Source organism: Ruegeria sp. AD2(2025), assembly GCF_056542385.1.
On sequence record NZ_JBQFZS010000001.1, the window covers coordinates 57,236 to 74,567 of the forward strand.

General features: G+C 63.4%; 13 protein-coding genes. 10 read left to right on the forward strand and 3 right to left on the reverse strand.

All coding sequences use genetic code 11. The features are described 5' to 3' along the window. Window positions 1–18: 18 nt before the first annotated feature. The gene (locus tag ACR1XV_RS00270; RefSeq protein WP_480528261.1) at window positions 19–1,290 is read left to right on the forward strand and encodes an NAD(P)/FAD-dependent oxidoreductase; all 1,272 of its coding nucleotides are present in this window, start codon (window positions 19–21) and stop codon (window positions 1,288–1,290) included. Window positions 1,291–1,293: 3 nt separating this feature from the next. On the opposite strand, the gene ACR1XV_RS00275 is transcribed toward ACR1XV_RS00270, so the two are convergent. Beyond that, a complete protein-coding gene (locus ACR1XV_RS00275; RefSeq protein ID WP_480529266.1) occupies window positions 1,294–1,998 on the reverse strand; it encodes an SDR family oxidoreductase in 705 nt (234 codons plus the stop codon). A 102-nt stretch (window positions 1,999–2,100) separates the two neighbouring features. On the opposite strand from ACR1XV_RS00275, the gene ACR1XV_RS00280 reads away from it, so the two are divergent. Beyond that, window positions 2,101–2,952 carry a LysR substrate-binding domain-containing protein gene (locus ACR1XV_RS00280; RefSeq protein WP_480528262.1) on the forward strand — a complete coding sequence of 284 codons (852 nt, stop codon included), beginning with the start codon at window positions 2,101–2,103 and terminating at the stop codon, window positions 2,950–2,952. Here the strand turns inward: ACR1XV_RS00280 and ACR1XV_RS00285 are convergent. Next, window positions 2,943–3,845 carry a LysR family transcriptional regulator gene (locus tag ACR1XV_RS00285; RefSeq protein WP_480528263.1) on the reverse strand — a complete coding sequence of 301 codons (903 nt, stop codon included), beginning with the start codon at window positions 3,843–3,845 and terminating at the stop codon, window positions 2,943–2,945. The genes ACR1XV_RS00280 and ACR1XV_RS00285 overlap by 10 nt on opposite strands. Window positions 3,846–3,922: 77 nt before the next feature. Here ACR1XV_RS00285 and ACR1XV_RS00290 point away from each other — a divergent pair, with 77 nt between their 5' ends. From ACR1XV_RS00290 to ACR1XV_RS00310, 5 genes are all read left to right on the forward strand, one after another. Next, a complete protein-coding gene (locus ACR1XV_RS00290) occupies window positions 3,923–7,135 on the forward strand; it encodes a reductive dehalogenase (RefSeq protein ID WP_480528264.1) in 3,213 nt (1,070 codons plus the stop codon). A gap of 128 nt (window positions 7,136–7,263) precedes the next feature. After that, a complete protein-coding gene (locus ACR1XV_RS00295) occupies window positions 7,264–8,130 on the forward strand; it encodes an FAD binding domain-containing protein (RefSeq protein ID WP_480528265.1) in 867 nt (288 codons plus the stop codon). After that, window positions 8,127–8,606: a (2Fe-2S)-binding protein gene (locus ACR1XV_RS00300; protein WP_170713886.1), complete on the forward strand. Its 480-nt coding sequence runs from the start codon at window positions 8,127–8,129 to the stop codon at window positions 8,604–8,606. The genes ACR1XV_RS00295 and ACR1XV_RS00300 overlap by 4 nt, the downstream gene beginning before the upstream one ends. Next, window positions 8,606–10,861: a xanthine dehydrogenase family protein molybdopterin-binding subunit gene (locus tag ACR1XV_RS00305; protein WP_480528266.1), complete on the forward strand. Its 2,256-nt coding sequence runs from the start codon at window positions 8,606–8,608 to the stop codon at window positions 10,859–10,861. Before ACR1XV_RS00300 ends, ACR1XV_RS00305 begins: the two co-directional genes overlap by 1 nt. Next, window positions 10,854–11,099 carry a MoaD/ThiS family protein gene (locus ACR1XV_RS00310; RefSeq protein WP_480528267.1) on the forward strand — a complete coding sequence of 82 codons (246 nt, stop codon included), beginning with the start codon at window positions 10,854–10,856 and terminating at the stop codon, window positions 11,097–11,099. Before ACR1XV_RS00305 ends, ACR1XV_RS00310 begins: the two co-directional genes overlap by 8 nt. Before the next feature lie 9 nt (window positions 11,100–11,108). Here ACR1XV_RS00310 and ACR1XV_RS00315 read toward each other — a convergent pair whose 3' ends face one another. Further along, the gene (locus ACR1XV_RS00315) at window positions 11,109–11,513 is read right to left on the reverse strand and encodes a hypothetical protein (RefSeq protein ID WP_480528268.1); all 405 of its coding nucleotides are present in this window, start codon (window positions 11,511–11,513) and stop codon (window positions 11,109–11,111) included. Between the two features lie 215 nt (window positions 11,514–11,728). Between ACR1XV_RS00315 and ACR1XV_RS00320 the strand changes: the two genes are divergently transcribed. The 3 genes from ACR1XV_RS00320 to ACR1XV_RS00330 are packed head-to-tail and all read left to right on the forward strand — an operon-like array spanning window position 11,729 to window position 17,161. Then, a complete protein-coding gene (locus ACR1XV_RS00320) occupies window positions 11,729–12,424 on the forward strand; it encodes an ImuA family protein (RefSeq protein ID WP_480528269.1) in 696 nt (231 codons plus the stop codon). Next, window positions 12,327–13,859: a Y-family DNA polymerase gene (locus tag ACR1XV_RS00325; protein WP_480529267.1), complete on the forward strand. Its 1,533-nt coding sequence runs from the start codon at window positions 12,327–12,329 to the stop codon at window positions 13,857–13,859. The genes ACR1XV_RS00320 and ACR1XV_RS00325 overlap by 98 nt, the downstream gene beginning before the upstream one ends. After that, window positions 13,859–17,161 (forward strand): error-prone DNA polymerase, encoded by a 3,303-nt coding sequence (locus tag ACR1XV_RS00330; RefSeq protein WP_480528270.1) that lies wholly within the window; start codon window positions 13,859–13,861, stop codon window positions 17,159–17,161. The genes ACR1XV_RS00325 and ACR1XV_RS00330 overlap by 1 nt, the downstream gene beginning before the upstream one ends. Window positions 17,162–17,332: the final 171 nt, after the last annotated feature.

Below are 17,332 nucleotides of genomic sequence, written 5' to 3' on the forward strand. Positions count from 1 at the left end.
CTACGCGGGGAGCCTGACGTGAGCGACCACAATCAATCCCTTTGGTTGGATACCTGCCGCGAGCAAGTGGACAGTCATGCTTTGACCCGCGACGTAACCGTCGATCTGGCGATCATCGGCGGAGGGTACACCGGTTGTTCCGCTGCCCTGACAGCGGCGCAGGCAGGGGCCTCGGTCTGTCTGCTTGAGGCGCAGGAGATCGGGCACGGAGGGTCAGGCCGCAATGTGGGGCTGGCCAATGCGGGCCTCTGGTTGCCTCCTGCGGAGATACGGGCGCATCTGGGCGATGAGGTCGGAAACCGTCTGATCAAACTTTTGGCCGCAGCCCCGGGGGATGTGTTCGATCTGATCGACGCGCACGGGATCGCTTGCGAACCTGTCCGAAACGGTACCCTGCATTGTGCGCACTCCCCGGCGGGCTTCCGAGACCTGCAGGCCCGCCATAACCAACTCAGCGCCGCGGGCGCGCCTGTTCAATTGCTGTCGCAGGATCAGACCCGGACCCGCACGGGCAGCGCAGCGTTTCATGGGGCCCTGTTCGATCCGCGCGCTGGAACCATTCAGCCTATGGCTTATGTCCGTGGCCTTGCGCGGGCTGCGCAAAAGGCCGGGGCGCAGATCTGCACGCAAAGCCCGGTTCAGGCCATGCAGCGCGACGGCGATGACTGGGTTCTGACGACCCCGCAGGGCACAGTGCGCGCCAGATCGGTGATCCAAGCCACCAACGCCTATCACCAGAGCCTGCCCGAAACCGCCCCCGCTTACGTCCCGGTCTACTACTTCCAATACGCAACCGCGCCTCTGACCGACAACCTGCGAGCCAGCGTCCTGCCGGGTGGAGAAGGTTGCTGGGACACCGGCCTGATCATGACGTCGTTCCGTGTGGATCAGCAGGGTCGTTTCGTTCTGGGCGCGATGGGAGATTTGGGTCATGCGGGCCGAGCGGCGCATATCGCTTGGATTAAGCGCAAGCTGGCGTCGCTTTACCCGCAACTCGCCGATCAACCCTTTGAGCAAGGCTGGCATGGGCGCATCGCCATGACCTCGGACCATATCCCCAAGATCACAAAGATCGGGCCGAACGCGTTGTCGGTCCACGGCTATTCCGGTCGCGGCATTGGCCCGGGCACTGTGTTTGGCAGCCTATGCGCGCAGAGCCTGTTGCAGGACAACCCCGCGCTGCTACCCGTTCCGGCGGTCGAGGGTTACAGCGAACGCTGGACCGGACTGCGCCGCGCCTATTTTGAAACCGGCGCGGCGCTGACGCATTTCGTCAAGGCACGGTTCTGAACCTCAGACCGACCGGGTGATGCCACCATCAACTCGGATGTTCTGCCCGGTGATATACCCGCCGCCTTCCGAAGCCAGCAGCGCCACGACCGAGGCGATCTCATCATAGCTGCGCCCGTAGCGACCCATCGGGATGCGGGCGCGGAATTCCTCTTTCTCGGGCAGGCTGTCGATGAAGCCGGGCAGGACGTTGTTCATACGGATGTTGTCGGCGGCATATTGGTCCGAGAACAGCTTGGTGAATGCCGCCAGCCCCGCGCGGAACACGCCCGAGGTCGGGAAGACCGGATCGGGCTCGAATGCGGCGAAGGTCGAGATGTTGATGATCGACCCGCCGCCCTGCGCCTGCATGATCGGCGTGACCAGCCGGGTGGGGCGCACGGCGTTCATGAAATAGACATCCATACCGGTGTGCCAATCCTCATCGGTCAACTCCAGCGCCGGCGCGCGCGGCCCGTGACCTGCCGAGTTCACCAATACGTCCACCCGCGCCCAATGGGCCATCGCCGCATCGACCAGCCTCTGCAGGTCATCCGTGGACTGGTTCGACCCGGTAATGCCCACGCCGCCCAGTTCACTGGCAAGCGCCTCACCTTTGCCGGACGAGGACAGGATGCCAACCTTGAACCCATCAGCTGCCAGCCTGCGCGCGCTGTCCGCGCCCATGCCGCTGCCACCTGCCGTGATCAAAGCTACTTTTTTCCATATCTACGATCCCTTGTGATGTCTGGCGTCAAAATGGGGTGACGTGGGCCGTTTGACCAATCAGTTCTGCTGCGCTAAAGATGTAGAAAATCTACTGTCTTTGTGATGCCCCCACTCCCGCCACTCAACGCGATACGCGCCTTTGAGGCCTCGGCCCGGCATCTGAATTTTCGCCTCGCCGCCGAGGAACTGGGCGTTACCCAAGGTGCTGTCGCCCAACAAGTGCGTGGGCTTGAGGCACGGTTGGGCACACCCTTGTTCGAACGTCTTTCGCGCGGTTTGCGCCTGACCGAGGCCGGACGCAGGTTCCACGCGCCCTTGCGCCGGGCATTCCGGCTGATTGAGGAGGCTGTCGATGATCTCTCGGGTCAGCGGCAGATCACCATCTCGGTCACGCCCAGTTTTGCGTCGAAATGGCTGGTGCCGCGTCTGAACGATTTTGTGACGCGCTATCCCGATATCTCGGTGCAGGTCGACGCGCGCGAGCGGTTGGCGGATTTCCGGTCGAACGGTGTCGATATCGCGGTGCGCCAAAGCAGGGTGCCACTGGCGCTGGGCCTGCAGGCGACGCCCTTGTTCTCGACCGAGTTCGTGGTGGTCGCCAGCCCCGATCTGGCCGCGCAAATCGAAGGCCCGGACGATCTGATGCAGCACGTCCTGCTCAGCGATTCCCACGGGCTGTGGCCGCTGTTTCTGGACCGAGCCGGCGTTGAAGGGCGGCCCAGAATGATGACGTTCAGCCAGACCAGCCTTGCGATTGATGCTGCCGTCTCGGGGCAGGGCTTTGCGCTGGCCCATGCGCCGCTTGTGGCGGCTGAACTGGCCTCGGGACGGCTGGTGCAGCCGCTGTCCCAAGTGCTGGTCGATGACCTGAGCTTTTTCATCGTCACCCCGCAGAAACCGCGACAGCCGGACCTGGTGAACCAAATGCGCGACTGGTTGCTGTCTCAGGTCTGAAGGGTGGCCGCGATGGCCTCGATCCGGGTTCGCAGCCAGCGATGGGCGGGGTCGTTCGCCGAACGTTGGTGCCAGACCATGTAGATCGACACCGGATCGCATTCGAATGGCAGCGGCGCGCAGTCCAGCGCCGCCAGCGGCCCGCGTTTCATCAGTGCCGTGTCGGTCGAGATCAGATCGCTGCCTGTCACAAAGGGCGGGATGGCGTTGAAATGCGGCAGGGTGACGACGGGCGGCCTGATCTGGCTTTGGTCCACGCCGCGCATCACGGCGCGGGCGTTGCGGCCATCGGCAAAGCGGACCTCGACATGGTCACCGGCGCAATATGCCTGCCAATCCTGCGGCGGCTCGCGTTGCGTGGCGTCGTAGAACACCATCAACGGGCTGGTCAGCAGCCGTTTCTGAAAGATGTCCGGCCCGTCCGGCGGCAGCGGAGTCAGCATCAACTGGCACCGGTCGCTGCGCAACAGGTCCGGATCGGGAACACCCGAGGGGATGAATTCCAGCCGCAGGCGCACCCCCTCGGCCCGCGCGTCGCGCAGCAGGCCGGGAAAGATCAACTCGCGCGGCATGTCGTTGGTGGCGATCTGAACGTCGATCTGCTCGGATAGCGGATCAAAGGGTCGCCCCTGCGTCAGCGCCCGCATCCCGTCCAGCACCCGTTGCGCAGGCTCTTTCAGTGACAGCGCGCGTTCGGTCGGGGTCAGGCCCTGACCAGATCGCACGAACAGCGGATCGCCCAGCACCTGCCGCAGTTTACCCAGCGTGTGGCTGATCGCCGATTGCGTCACGCCCAGCCGGTCGGCCGCTTTTGAAACCGAGCTCTCCTCGAGTATCGTCAGGAACACCCGCAGGACCTTGCCGTCGAGATCAGTGAAATCAATTTTGCTCATATCATCTATGATTATTCATGAATGGATTTGGTGTCCATGCAGCTTTAGATGATCGTTAGCAAGCAGGAGGGCGCGCGATGGGGATCCGCTTTTTCTCGGACAAAAACCGACCCGTTCACATGGGACCATACCCGCTGGAGCGACTGGCGCGGCAGGATCAGATGCCCGATCTGGCGCAGGTCGCCCCGATGCGCGCGCTTAGCTTTCACCGGCCGGAACAGCCCGAGAGCATCGTCAACGCGATGGGCGAGTTTCAGGCGATGATGGATGCGATCCGGGACGGGTTCGTGAACCCGGTTGCCTCGGAAATTCCTGCCGATCTTACCGAGCGCGCCAACCACCTGAAAGCGTTCGGCTATTTCAACGACGCGTCGATGATGGGCTGCGGACCGTTACCATCGGATGCAATGCTGGCTGAGCCCCGGCACAACCCCGATATCGACCGGCTGGCTCATGCGCTGAAAACGCGCCAGACCAAGACGCTGGCCTCGGGCATCGACGTGATCATGGCGGACCTGAAGGAAAGCATGGAGGCCGCGCCGCGCCCGATGGATAGCCACCGCCATGTGATTGTCTTCCTCTATGAACATAACCGCGACCCCGACCCCTCGGAACCCGGAGCCGATTGGATCGGCGACGCGCAGGATCACCGGGCCTGTCTGCTCGCGACCGAGAATGCGGTGGTGATCGCCAACTATATCCGCCTGTTGGGCTTTGACGCGCGGGCGCATACGGCGATGTCCTCTGAGGTCGATCTGGGCAAGCTTGCGGTTGCGGCGGGACTGGCCTCGGTCGAAGGGGGTGAGGTGATCACACCGTGGCTTGGCAAACGCTTCGGTCTGGCCGCCGTGACCACCGAGATGGAGATCGCCCATGATCGCCCCCTACGCCCGATGGCCGAACAGCCGTGGTTTCGCACCCAAGGCCCCGCATGGTGGCTGGGCGCGGGCTTTGCCAAGAATGCGCTGAACCGCGATCCCTTCGCCAAGCGCCGATATGTGGACGGGGCGCACCCGTTTGAAAACCTCAAGCGGGTCGAGAGCCCGACCACCTATATCGACGAGGAAAACGTTGCCCGCGTGCCCAAACGCGCCGATATGTTCGCGCGGGCGCAATTCGGGGACATGGGCAAGTCGCTTCAGGACGCGACCAAGGGCGGGCACTACGTGCGCAAATCCGCCCCCAGCTTTGCCCAACGCCGCGCGCTGGGCGCGTTTGTGCTGCTGCAGGATGGTGACAGCGCCGAGGTCGCGCCGCCCACCGATGCGCAGCGGAATGCTGCCAATATCAAGGCCGCGACCTATTTCCTTGGGGTCGATGCGGTGGGCCTCAGCCGGTGCCCGGACTGGAGTTGGTATTCCCACGACGCCACCGGGGAAGAGATCGTCCCGCCACATGATCAGGCCATCAGCATGATCATCGATCAGGGCTATGAGACCATGGAGGGTGCCAGTGGCGATGACTGGATCAGCGTCGCCCAATCCATGCGTGCCTATCTCCGGTTTTCGCTGCTGGGCGGCGTGATCGCGCAGCAAATCCGCAATCTGGGCTACAAAGCCAAGGCGCATACGGTGATGGATGGCGAGGTGCTGCAACCACCGCTGCTGCTGCTGAGCGGCTTGGGTGAGGTCAGCAGGATCGGAGAGGTGATCCTGAATCCCTATCTCGGCCCGCGCCTGAAATCCGGCGTTGTGACGACCGATATGCCGATGGCGCATGACAAGCCGATTGATTTCGGCCTTCAGACATTCTGCGAGTCCTGCAACAAATGCGCCCGCGAATGCCCCTCGGGCGCGATCACCGCCGGGCCGAAGCTGATGTTCAACGGCTATGAGATCTGGAAATCCGACAGTCAGAAATGCGCCACCTACCGGATCACCACGCCCGGAGGCGCGATGTGCGGGCGCTGCATGAAGACCTGCCCGTGGAATCTAGAAGGTATCTTCAAGGAGCGCCCCTTCCGCTGGGCCGCGATGAACATCCCCCAAGCCGCACCGGCTTTGGCAAAGCTGGATGATGCCGTGGGCAATGGCGGGCTCAATGACGTCAAGAAGTGGTGGTGGGATATCGAACTGGACCCCGACGGGGCCTATCGCCCCTCGAAACATGCGCTCAACCGGCGCGATCTGCAGCGCGACCTTGATCTGAAATACGAGGATCAGACGCTGGCCGTCTATCCCGCCCCGCTTGCGCCGCACCCGTGGCCCTATCCGTTCCATATGGACCGCGAAGCCGGGATTGCGGCCTATGAGGCAATGGTCACGGCCGCAGACTACAAGGCGCGCAAGGCGTCGGGCGACGGGTCGGTTGTCCATCGCTATCAGGTCGCGGGCGACGCGCCGGTGATGCGGGTGGAGCTGACCAAGGTCGACAAGATGACCGCTGATGTCACTAAATACGAATTCACCACTTTAGACGGCGCGCTGCTGCCCAACTGGACCGCTGGCGCGCATCTGGACGTTTTGGTCTCGCCTGAATTCCTGCGGCAATATTCGATGTCGGGCGATCCCTCCGACCGCAGCACCTACCAGATCGGGGTGCTGCGCGAGGATGAAGGGCGCGGCGGTTCGGCGCTGTTGCATCGCATCTTCAATGAAGGGCGCAAGGTCTTCATCTCGAAACCGATCAACCATTTCGAACTGGATGAAACCGCGACCAAAACCTTCCTGATGGGTGGCGGCATCGGCATCACCCCGATGATCGCCTTTGCCCACCGGCTGCACGCCTTGGGCAAGCCGTTCCAACTGCACTATTCCGCAAGCACCCGCGCCGGGGCCGGGTATCTGGACGATCTGGCCGCGATGCCATGGGCCGAGCATGTGCACTATCATTTCTCGGACGAAGGCACCCGTGCCGATCTGGATGCGATCCTGTCGGGCTATCAGGACGGCTGGCACGTCTATACCTGCGGCCCGGATCGGTTCATGGACGGCGTGATGCAAGCCGCCGAGGCGCAGGGTTTTCCCGAAGACGCGCGGCATCTTGAGTATTTCTCGGTCCCTGAACAGCCGGAATACGAGAATCATCCATTCACACTGCGGCTGGCGAAGTCGGGCCGCGACCTGCCCGTGCCCGCCGACAAGGACGCGGCTCAGGTGCTGAATGAGGCGGGCATTCACGTGGATGTGAAGTGCTCGGACGGTATCTGCGGCGTCTGCAAATGCGGCGTGATCTCGGGTCAGATCGAACATCGCGACTTTGTGCTGTCGAACAAACAGCGCGAGGGCGCGATCATCCTGTGCCAAAGCCGCGCGGCGGAAAAGGACGGTGTGATCGAAATCGACCTGTGATCCGAGGTCTGAAACCGACATTTCCAACCTGAAAAATACGTCGCGGCAGCCATGGACGCGGGCGGGTTGCTGCACTAACGTCCCCTCCAAATCCCAGTGATCCTGAAGAACAGGTGCGAGGTATACTCATGAATTATCACAGCCCCGCCAGCTTTGCCGAAGCATCGGCGCTGGCCTCAAACGCAACCGGCATCACCCGGTTTCTGGCCGGAGGAACGGATGTTCTGGTGCAGCTGCGCTCGGAACTGGTGACACCCGACACCCTGATCGACATCAAGAAGATCGACGGTGTGCACGATATCACCCGCAACGCCGATGGCAGCTGGACGCTGGGCGTCGCCGCCACCGGTGCCGAGATGAGCGAACACCCGGAACTGGGCCGCGACTGGCCCGGCGTTGTCGAGGCGATGGACCTGATCGGATCAACTCAGGTGCAGGGGCGCGCGACGCTGACCGGCAACCTGTGCAATGGCTCTCCGGCAGCGGATTCGGTGCCTGCGATGGTCGCGGCAGGCGTAACCGTCACCGTGACCGGCCCCGACGGGGATCGCACGGTCGCGGTCGAAGATATCCCGACCGGCCCCGGCAAGACGTCTCTGGCCAAGGGCGAGGTGATCTCGGCCGTCAACATTCCTGCCCGCGGCGAAAACGGTGGCGACGCCTATCTGCGTTTTATCCCACGGACCGAGATGGACATTGCCGTCGTCGGCGTTGGTGTGAACCTGCGGCTGGATGGCGATACCATCACCGAGGCGCGCGTGTCGTTGGGCGCCGTGGCCCCGACCGTCCTGCTGGTCGAAGACTGTGCCAAGGCCATCATCGGCTCAACGCTGGATGACGCAGCACTTGATGCGCTGGCCGCTGCGGCCTCGTCCGCCTGTAACCCGATCGACGACAAACGCGGCACCATCGCCTTCCGCACCGAAGTGGCCGGAGTGCTGGCTAAACGCGCCGCAAAAATCGCCTATGCCCGCGCAAAGGGAGAGCAAGCATGAGCAAGTTCCACGTATCCACCACTGTCAACGGTGACACGGTCGAATACCTCTGCGACCCGCGCGAAACCCTGCTGGACTGTCTGCGCGACAAACTGAACCTGACCGGCGCGAAAGAGGGCTGCGGCACCGGCGATTGCGGCGCCTGTTCGGTCAGCGTCGATGGCCGTCTGGTCTGTTCCTGCCTGATGCTTGGGGTCGAGGCCGAGGGTAAGCAGATTGAGACTGTCGAAGGGATCGCGGATGGCGACGTTCTGCATCCGCTGCAAAAGAAGATGATCGAATATGCCGCCCTGCAATGCGGCATCTGTACCCCGGGTATTCTGGTGGCGGCCAAATCTCTGCTTGAGAAAAACCCGAACCCGACCGAAGAAGAAACCCGGTACTGGCTGGCAGGCAACCTGTGCCGGTGTACGGGATATGACAAAATCATTCGCGCCGTGATGGATACGGCGGCTGAACTGCGGGAGGCGTCATAATGGCTCTGGACGATCGCAAATCCGAATTCACCTTTGTCGGCACACGCCCCGACCGCCCCGACGGTCTGGACAAGGTCACAGGCCGCGCTAAGTTCGGGGCCGATGCCTATGCGCCCGGCATGTTGCACGGTGCCATCCTGCGCTCGCCCCATGCCCATGCGCGGATCGTCAAGATCGACACCTCGAAGGCCGAAGCGCACAAGGACGTCAAAGCCGTCGTCACCCGCGCCGATTTTGCCGATGTGCCGTTCTTTCCCGGTCTGGATGGCGAATTCTGGAACGTTCTGGAAAACGTCATGGCGGGCGAAAAGGTGCTGTATGACGGCCACGCAATTGCCGCCGTGGCTGCGACTTCGGCGCTGGCCGCCCGCGACGCGCTGAAACTGATCGAGGTCGAATACGAAATCTTGCCCCACGTCACCGATGTGGACAAGGCGATGGCCCCGGATGCCCCCGTGATCCGCGAGGGCGCAGCAGATTACTCCGTCCCCGAAGGGATGCATCCCAACGTCGTGCGCTATCACGAAAGCGGACACGGCGATGTCGAGGCCGGGTTCGCCGAGGCCGATCTGGTCATCGAAGACAGCTTCACGACCGAGGCCACCCATCAGGGTTACATCGAACCCCACGCCTGCCTGGGATCACTGGGCGCTGATGGCAAGGGTGAGCTGTGGTGCTGCACCCAGGGGCATTGGATCGTGCAGAAGACCTGCGCGGCGCTTCTGGGGATCGAAACCTCGCAACTGCGCGTCACCGCCTCCGAGATCGGCGGCGGGTTCGGCGGCAAGACCACTGTGTTCATCGAGCCGGTGTCTCTGGCGCTGAGCCGCAAGGCCAACCGTCCGGTCAAGATCGTGATGTCCCGCTCCGAGGTGTTCCGGGCGACCGGCCCGACCTCGTCGGCGTCGATGGATATCAAGATCGGTATGAAGAAAGACGGCACGATCACGGCGGCTCAGGGCATTTTCCGCCTGCAGGGCGGCGCTTTCCCCGGTGCCCCCGGCGACATGACCGCCATGTGCGCCTTTGCGCCCTATAACCTGACCAATGTGCGGCAGGTGGGATATGATGTGCTGGCCAACCGTCCGAAACAGGCCGCCTATCGCGCGCCCGGCGCGCCGATGGGGGCCTTTGCGGTCGAATCCGTGCTGGACGAGCTGTGCAACAAGCTGGGTCTCGACCCGGTGGAAGTGCGCTTGAAGAACGCCGCGCATGAGGGCACCAAGGCCAGCTATGGTCCAACCTATGAACGCATCGGTCTGGTCGAAACACTGGAAGCGGCCAAAGCGCATCCGCACTATTCGGCCCCTCTGAAACCGGGGCAGGGACGCGGCATCTCGTGTGGCTTCTGGTTCAACCACGGCGGCGAAACCTCTGTGTCGCTGGCTCTGTCCGAGGACGGATCGGCACAGGTCATGGTCGGCACGCCCGACATCGGCGGCTCGCGCGCGTCGATGGCGCTGATGGCCGCCGAAGTGCTGGGCATTCCCTACGAAAACATCCGCGTCACCGTCGCCGACACCGCAACGCTGGGCTATAACGACGTCAGCCACGGCTCACGCGTGACTTATGCCTCGGGTCTGGCAACCATCAAGGCCGCCAAACACGCGGTTGAAAAACTGTGCGAACGGGCGGCGGCCAAATGGGGCATCCCGGTCGATGCGGTGAAATGGGAAAACGGCTGCGCCGTGCCCTCGGGCCCCAACGCAGGCGATTTTGACCCGCTGCCACTGGCCGACATCACCGCCAATATGGGCCGCACCGGGGGTCCGATCTCGGGGCATTTCGAGGCAACGCCCGAAGGCGCTGGCGTGTCCTTCGGCACCCATATCGTCGATGCCGAGGTCGATCCGGAAACCGGCAAGACGTCGATCACCCGCTACACGGTCATTCAGGATGCGGGCAAAGCGATCCACCCGACCTATGTCGAGGGCCAGTATCAGGGCGGTGCCGCGCAGGGCATCGGCTGGGCGCTGAACGAGGAATATATCTATGGTGACGATGGCCGGTTGCAGAACTCGATCTTCCTCGACTACCGTATCCCGGTCGCCAGCGATCTGCCGATGATCGACACGGTGATCGTCGAAGTGCCCAACCCTGGCCACCCGTTCGGTGTGCGCGGCGTCGGTGAAACCGGTATCGTGCCCCCCTTGGCGGCCATCGCCAACGCGGTGTCTAACGCGGCGGGTGTGCGGATGAAACAACTGCCAATGTCCCCGCCGCGCATTCTGACAGCGCTGAAGGACAATGGTTGAGGTCCACCTCTGGTCCGGCCTCCGGTCATTGACCGGGGGTTGCGAAGTGGTGGCGGTCGAGGCCAAAACCACCGGAGAACTCCTCGGCGCATTGGTCCGGGCGCATCCGCAGCTTCAGGCCCCGATAGACGCAGGCGTGTCCATCGCCATCAATGGTCGCATCATCGCCAGCGGCCTGACCGAACCCATCCCCGAAGGCGCCGAGGTTTACCTGATGCAGCGCCTGCGCGGGGGGTGATCCTGCTGCTTAATACCGTCCGCGGAATTTCGGCTTAAAGTGATAGTGATGTCCGCGATGGGCTTTGTATTTCTTGGAATGCAGCCCGTAATACGGTGTGTAATACCCCGAGTGTCGTTTGATCTTCTTCACCTTGGGTTTCTTGTAGGACCGGTATTTGTAGTGAAGCTTGAGCTTCTTTTTGAAGCTTTTGACTTGAACCACCGGCACATCGCCTGAAACCGTCGGCTGGTACACTGCAGCCTGACCTGCATATGGGCCGCTGCCCGATGCAATGAACGCGCGGTCTGCGGATTCTAACGCAATCGCCGGTGCTGGGCCAAAGCCGCTTTGCGCCTGTGCGGAATGTCCGGCAAGGCCAGCGGCAACCAGCACCGCGATGGCGGAAAGATAGGTGTTTCTGGGCCGTTTCATCGTACCTCCTGACTGCTGCCCGATAGGTGGGCTCGAGTGTCAGATGGGGATGCGGATGCGCCTTGCCCAATAAACCCTGCTCACGGCGGGGCGAGAACGTATCAGGATGGGCCCGGGCCTTCATGATGTCGTACGGATTTCAGAGAACGTCAGCCCGCCCGATATGGAGTTGCCAAAAAGCAACCAAATTGTGTAGAACATAAGGTGAACAAAAATTGGAATCACTTGTGCTGTGCGACACGAATTTCACCCTGGCGCACCGTCGGAAACGATGGTTTGCAGCGTCGAAAGGGCAGGAGGCGACACTGTCCGAAGTCTTCCCGGACGCGGCGACGGATGCGGGGGCGGTCGGGTTTGTGCTGACTGCTCTGCCCAAGGGGCCGGGGCCGGTCTTGTGGGTGCAGGACCGGTTGTCGCGCACCGAGGCGGGTCAGCCGTATCTGCCAGGGCTGGCAGGCCGGTCGGTGATCCGGGTCGATATAAACCGGCCCGCCGATGTGCTTTGGGCGTTGGAGGAGGGGTTGCGCTGCCGGGCGCTGAAGGCTGTGATCGGCGAAGTGTGGGGCGCGCCGCCGGTGTTGGATTTTACGGCAACCAAGCGGCTGGCCCTGCGGGCCGAGCGTCATGGCGTTCCGTGCTGGATGATGCGCCGCGCCGCGTCGCCGGATCTGAGTGCCGCGCGCAACCGCTGGCGGGTGATGTCGCTGCCCTCGCTACCGCATCCGGACGATACCAAATCGCCGGGCGCGCCACGCTGGAAAGTCGAACTTTTCCGCTCGCGTCATCAGCGGCCCGGCACATGGATTGCGACGTATGACCGGGCGGCGGATCGTGTCGATCTGTCTGCCCCGGTTCGCGATCGAGCGGTGGCAGATCACGATAGGGCGTACCGGCGCGGCGCCGCCGGATGATGTTCCCGTTGTTCTGGTGACCGAAGGCCCGCACGGCCCGGTGATCCACGCCACCAATCGCGCCGCCTGTCTGGCCGGGGCCTCGGTGGGCGCGCGGGTGGTGGATGTTCGCGCGGCCTGTCCCGATCTGCGGGTCGAATATGCGGATGTGGCAGGCGACAGCGCGGCGCTGGACCGTCTTATGCTTTGGGCGCGACGCTGGTGTCCGTGGACGGTGGTGGACGGGCCGGATGGTCTGATCCTCGAAACCACGGGCAGCGATCATCTTCTGGGGGGCGAAGCCGCGATGCTGGCCGAGATAGAGGCCCGGCTGTCCGGTCTGGGCCTCAGCGCGCAACTGGCGGTGGCCCCCACATGGGGCGCGGCCTGGGCGCTGGCTCGTTACGGGCCGGTGCGCGCAGTTTGCCGGGACGATCAGCTTGCACCGATGCTGGCGCCTGTGCCGGTTGACGGGTTACGACTGACTGCGGCGACCCTGCTGCTTTTGCGGCGTCTTGGTCTGAAAACCATCGGCGCGCTGGCTCAGGTGCCCCGCTTGTCGCTGGCCCGGCGCTTTACCCGGGCCGAAACGCAGGCCAATCCGCTGATCCGGCTGGATCAGGCGATGGGCCATCTGGCAGAGCCCGTCGCCAGTCAGGACGCCGCCCCCCGGATCATATCGCAAGCCCGGCTGCCCGAGCCGATACAGGACCCTACCGCCTATCTGTCGCAGCTTTGCAGCGCCTTATGCGATCAGCTGGCCCATCACGGTCTGGGTTGCCGCCGTCTGGCCCTGACCGTCTACCGGACCGATGGCGAGGTCAGCGAGGTTGGGGCTGCCACCTCGGCCCCTACGCGCGATGCCGATCATCTGCGCCGCCTGTTCGACGACCGGCTGGAGCGGATCAACCCCGGTTTTGGCTTCGATCTGATCACGCTTGAGGCGCGCGTGGTTGAACCCATCGCGCTGAGTCAGCACAATCTGGATGGCTCAGACGCGCAGGATGTCGAACTGCCCCGGCTTGTGGACCGTCTGGTCGCTCGGTTCGGGGCTGCGGCTGTCAAGCGCCCTGTGCTGCAGGCCAGCCATATCCCCGAACGCGCCGAAGCCACGGTCCCGGCCCTGCACGCAGCCGGGGCCGAGACCGTGTCGGCGCGCCCCGAACGCCCCGTCCGCCTGCTGCGCGTGCCCGAAGAGGTGCGGGTTCTCTACGCCGTGCCCGAAGGCCCGCCCGTGCAATTCATCTGGCGCAGGAGGCCCCATAAGGTCGCCCGGTATGCGGGGCCAGAGCGGATCGCGCCGGAATGGTGGTGCGACCGCGCCGGCACAAGGCTGCGCGACTATTTCAGGATCGAGGATCAGCACGGCGCGCGCCTGTGGCTTTACCGCGAAGGGCTGCATGAGGATGGGCGCGGCGGTGCGCCGCGCTGGTTCGTGCACGGGATGTTTGCCTGATGCCCGAGATGGATCATCAGCGCCCCCGGCGGACCCTGACACATGAGGGCTTTACCCCCAACCCGCGGGCGGATTTTGTCGAACTGGGCCTGACCACCTGTTTCTCATTCCTGCGCGGGGCTTCAGATGCGGTGGATCTGGCGGCGACGGCCTGGGCGCAGGGCTATGACGCGATTGGGGTGGCGGACCTGAACACCATGGCCGGGGTCGTGCGCCTGTATGCCGAAGCGTCCAAGGCGCGGATGCGGCCTGTTATCGGCTGCCGCCTGCGCCTTGTCAGCGGCGAAGAATTTCTGGCCTATCCACGCGATCGCGACGCTTATGGGCGGCTCTGCATGTTGCTGTCCAAGGGAAAAATGCAGGATGCAGAGGGCGCCTGGCAGCAGAAGGGGCTGTGCCATATCACGCTGGAGGATCTGGCCGCCCATGCCGAGGGTGTGCAGCTGATCGCCATACCCGGCGAGGATGCGGGCCTGTTTGCAGCGGGCCTGCCGCGTCTGGCTCGCGCTTTGCCCGGTTTGCGCCATATCGCGGCCAGCTATCTGTATCGCGGTGATGACCGGGCGCGGATCAACGCGCTGGACCGGCTGGCGCGGGTACATGGTCTGTCGATATTGGCGACCAATGATGTGCATTACCACGCGCCCGACCGGCGTCCGCTGCAGGATGTGATGACCTGTATCCTGCACAAGACGACCATCACGCAGGCGGGGTTCCTGCTGCAGGCCAATGCCGAGCGGCACCTGAAATCTCCGGCCCAGATGGCGCAGTTGTTTGCCGACTGGCCCCATGCGATCCGCGCCGCGCGCGAGGTTGCGGATGCCTGCCGGTTCGACCTGCGGGAACTGTCTTATGAATACCCGCAGGAAACCATCCCGAAAGGCAAAACTCCGCAGGGTTATCTGGCCGAGTTGACGTGGAAGGGCGCAGACCGGCGTTATCCCGCAGGGGTGCCGGACAAGGTCCGGGCGGCGCTGGAGAAAGAGCTTGCTCTGATCGGCAAGATGCAGATCGCCCAGTATTTTCTGACCATCTACGACATCATACAGTTCGCCCGGCATCAGACGCAGCCGCCCATCTTGTGTCAGGGGCGGGGATCGGCGGCCAATTCGGCGGTGTGTTACGTGCTGGGCATCACCGCCGTGGACCCCGACAAGAACGATCTGCTGTTCGAACGCTTTATCTCCGAGGAACGGATCGAGCCGCCCGATATTGATGTCGATTTCGAACATGAGCGGCGCGAAGAGGTCATACAGCATGTCTATGAAAAATACGGCCGCGACCGGGCGGGGCTGTGCGCCACCGTGATCCATTACCGCCCGCGCATGGCCGTGCGCGAGGTGGGCAAGGTCATGGGGCTGTCCGAGGATGTGACCTCGGCACTTGCGAAAACCATCTGGGGCAGTTGGGGCCGCGAAGTGGGCGAGCGCGAGGCCCGCGAGGCCGGTATCGACCTGCGCGATCCGCTGATGGCGCGCACCATCAAGCTGGCGGACCAGATGATCGGGATGCCGCGCCATCTCAGCCAGCATGTGGGTGGGTTCATCCTGACCCAGACCCCGCTGACCCGGACCGTGCCCATCGGCAATGGCGCCATGGCCGATCGCAGCTTTATCGAATGGGACAAGGATGACATTGACGAGTTGCGCATTCTGAAGATCGATGTGCTGGCGCTGGGGATGCTGACCTGTATCCGCAAGGCCTTTGATCTGATCGCGGCGCATCATGGAGAACGGTTCGATCTGGCCACCGTGCCGCCAGAGGACCCGGCGGTCTATGACATGCTCTGCAAAGGCGACAGCCTTGGCACGTTTCAGGTGGAAAGCCGCGCGCAGATGAACATGCTGCCCCGGCTGAAGCCCCGGGAATTCTATGATCTTGTCATTCAGGTGGCCATCGTGCGCCCCGGTCCGATTCAGGGCGACATGGTCCATCCCTATCTGCGCCGCCGCAGCGGGGCCGAGCCGGTGGAGTATCCCAGCCCGGGGCCGGACCATGACCCGGATGAGCTGCGCAACATTCTGGGGCGCACCAACGGCGTGCCGATCTTTCAGGAACAGGCGATGAAGATCGCCATGGTCGCGGCCGAATTTTCCCCGCAGGAAGCCAATGACCTGCGCAAGGCCATGGCCACGTTCCGGTCCCGCGGCACGATCGGAGAGCTTGAGGACAAGATGGTCAGCCGCATGATCCGGCGCGGCTATGACCCCGCGTTTGCCGCGCGATGTTTCAACCAGATCAAGGGGTTCGGAGATTATGGCTTTCCCGAAAGCCACGCGGCCAGCTTTGCCCTGCTGGTTTACATCTCAAGCTGGATCAAATGCCATTACCCGGATGTCTTCTGCGCCGCGTTGCTGAATTCTCAGCCGATGGGGTTTTATGCCCCCGCTCAGATCGTCCGTGACGCGCGCGAACATGGGGTCGAGGTCCGCGCGCCCGATGTGAACTACAGCAACTGGGACAACAGTCTGGAGCCCAACGGCCCCGGTGCCTTTGCCGTGCGCCTTGGTTTTCGGCAGGTGGACGGGCTCTCGCACGAGGTGATGGGGCGGGTGCTGCAGGCCCGCGATAGCCCTTTTGCGGACATAGAAGACCTCAAGCGGCGGGCGAAGGTCGATGCGGGCACGATGCGCAAACTGGCGGCGGCGGACAGCTTCCGCTCAGTCGGGCGGGATCGCAGGCAGGCTTTGTGGGACACACGGGCCCTGCGGGACGCGCCCGACCTGCCTCTTTTCGCGGATCGTCGCGATGAAGGCCCCGAACCTGTGTTCACGTTGCCGCAAATGCCGCGGTGCGAGCATGTGGTGGCCGATTACCAGACGCTGCGCCTGTCGCTCAAGGCGCACCCGATGTCCTTTCTGCGGGCCAGCATGACGCGGCAGGGCTATCGCCGCGCCGGTGATCTGCTGGGAATGCGCAACGGGCAGGCGGTTTCGCTGGCCGGGCTGGTTCTGGTCAGGCAACGCCCGGGCAGCGCCAAGGGCGTCTGTTTCATCACGTTGGAAGACGAAACCGGCATTGCCAATCTGGTGATCTGGTCCCGGGTGATGCAGACCTATCGCAAGGCGATCATGCAGGCGCGACTATTAGAGGTGCGGGGCATCGTACAGCGCGATGCGGATGTGATTCACGTGGTCGCCCATCATCTTCTGGATCGCAGCGATGCGTTAGAGCGTCTGTCAAACGACGTTCTGGACGTACCGCTGGCCCACAGCGATGAGGTCCGTAAACCCATGCCGCGGTACACGCACAGACACCCGCGGGATGTGCGGGTCATCCCCAAATCGCGGGATTTTCACTAGGGTCGGTGCCGGTGAGCAGGGCAGGACAAATTGTCCACAAACGAGCGATTGACAGTGCCGCTGCAAGTGGCGATGAACGGCGCGAAATCCGCAAGCAAGATTCAACCGCTCGCTCTCATATATCCGCGTTTTCAATTGCTTAATCCGGCGATGTCATAACTGACGGCGCGG

Coding starts and splice junctions, on each gene's coding strand:
- ACR1XV_RS00280 (WP_480528262.1), top strand. CDS start 2,101: ATGCCCCCACTCCCGCCACTCAACGCGATACGCGCCTTTGAGGCCTCG.
- ACR1XV_RS00285 (WP_480528263.1), bottom strand. CDS start 3,845: ATGAGCAAAATTGATTTCACTGATCTCGACGGCAAGGTCCTGCGGGTG.
- ACR1XV_RS00290 (WP_480528264.1), top strand. CDS start 3,923: ATGGGGATCCGCTTTTTCTCGGACAAAAACCGACCCGTTCACATGGGA.
- ACR1XV_RS00295 (WP_480528265.1), top strand. CDS start 7,264: ATGAATTATCACAGCCCCGCCAGCTTTGCCGAAGCATCGGCGCTGGCC.
- ACR1XV_RS00300 (WP_170713886.1), top strand. CDS start 8,127: ATGAGCAAGTTCCACGTATCCACCACTGTCAACGGTGACACGGTCGAA.
- ACR1XV_RS00305 (WP_480528266.1), top strand. CDS start 8,606: ATGGCTCTGGACGATCGCAAATCCGAATTCACCTTTGTCGGCACACGC.
- ACR1XV_RS00310 (WP_480528267.1), top strand. CDS start 10,854: ATGGTTGAGGTCCACCTCTGGTCCGGCCTCCGGTCATTGACCGGGGGT.
- ACR1XV_RS00315 (WP_480528268.1), bottom strand. CDS start 11,513: ATGAAACGGCCCAGAAACACCTATCTTTCCGCCATCGCGGTGCTGGTT.
- ACR1XV_RS00325 (WP_480529267.1), top strand. CDS start 12,327: ATGACCGGGCGGCGGATCGTGTCGATCTGTCTGCCCCGGTTCGCGATC.
- ACR1XV_RS00330 (WP_480528270.1), top strand. CDS start 13,859: ATGCCCGAGATGGATCATCAGCGCCCCCGGCGGACCCTGACACATGAG.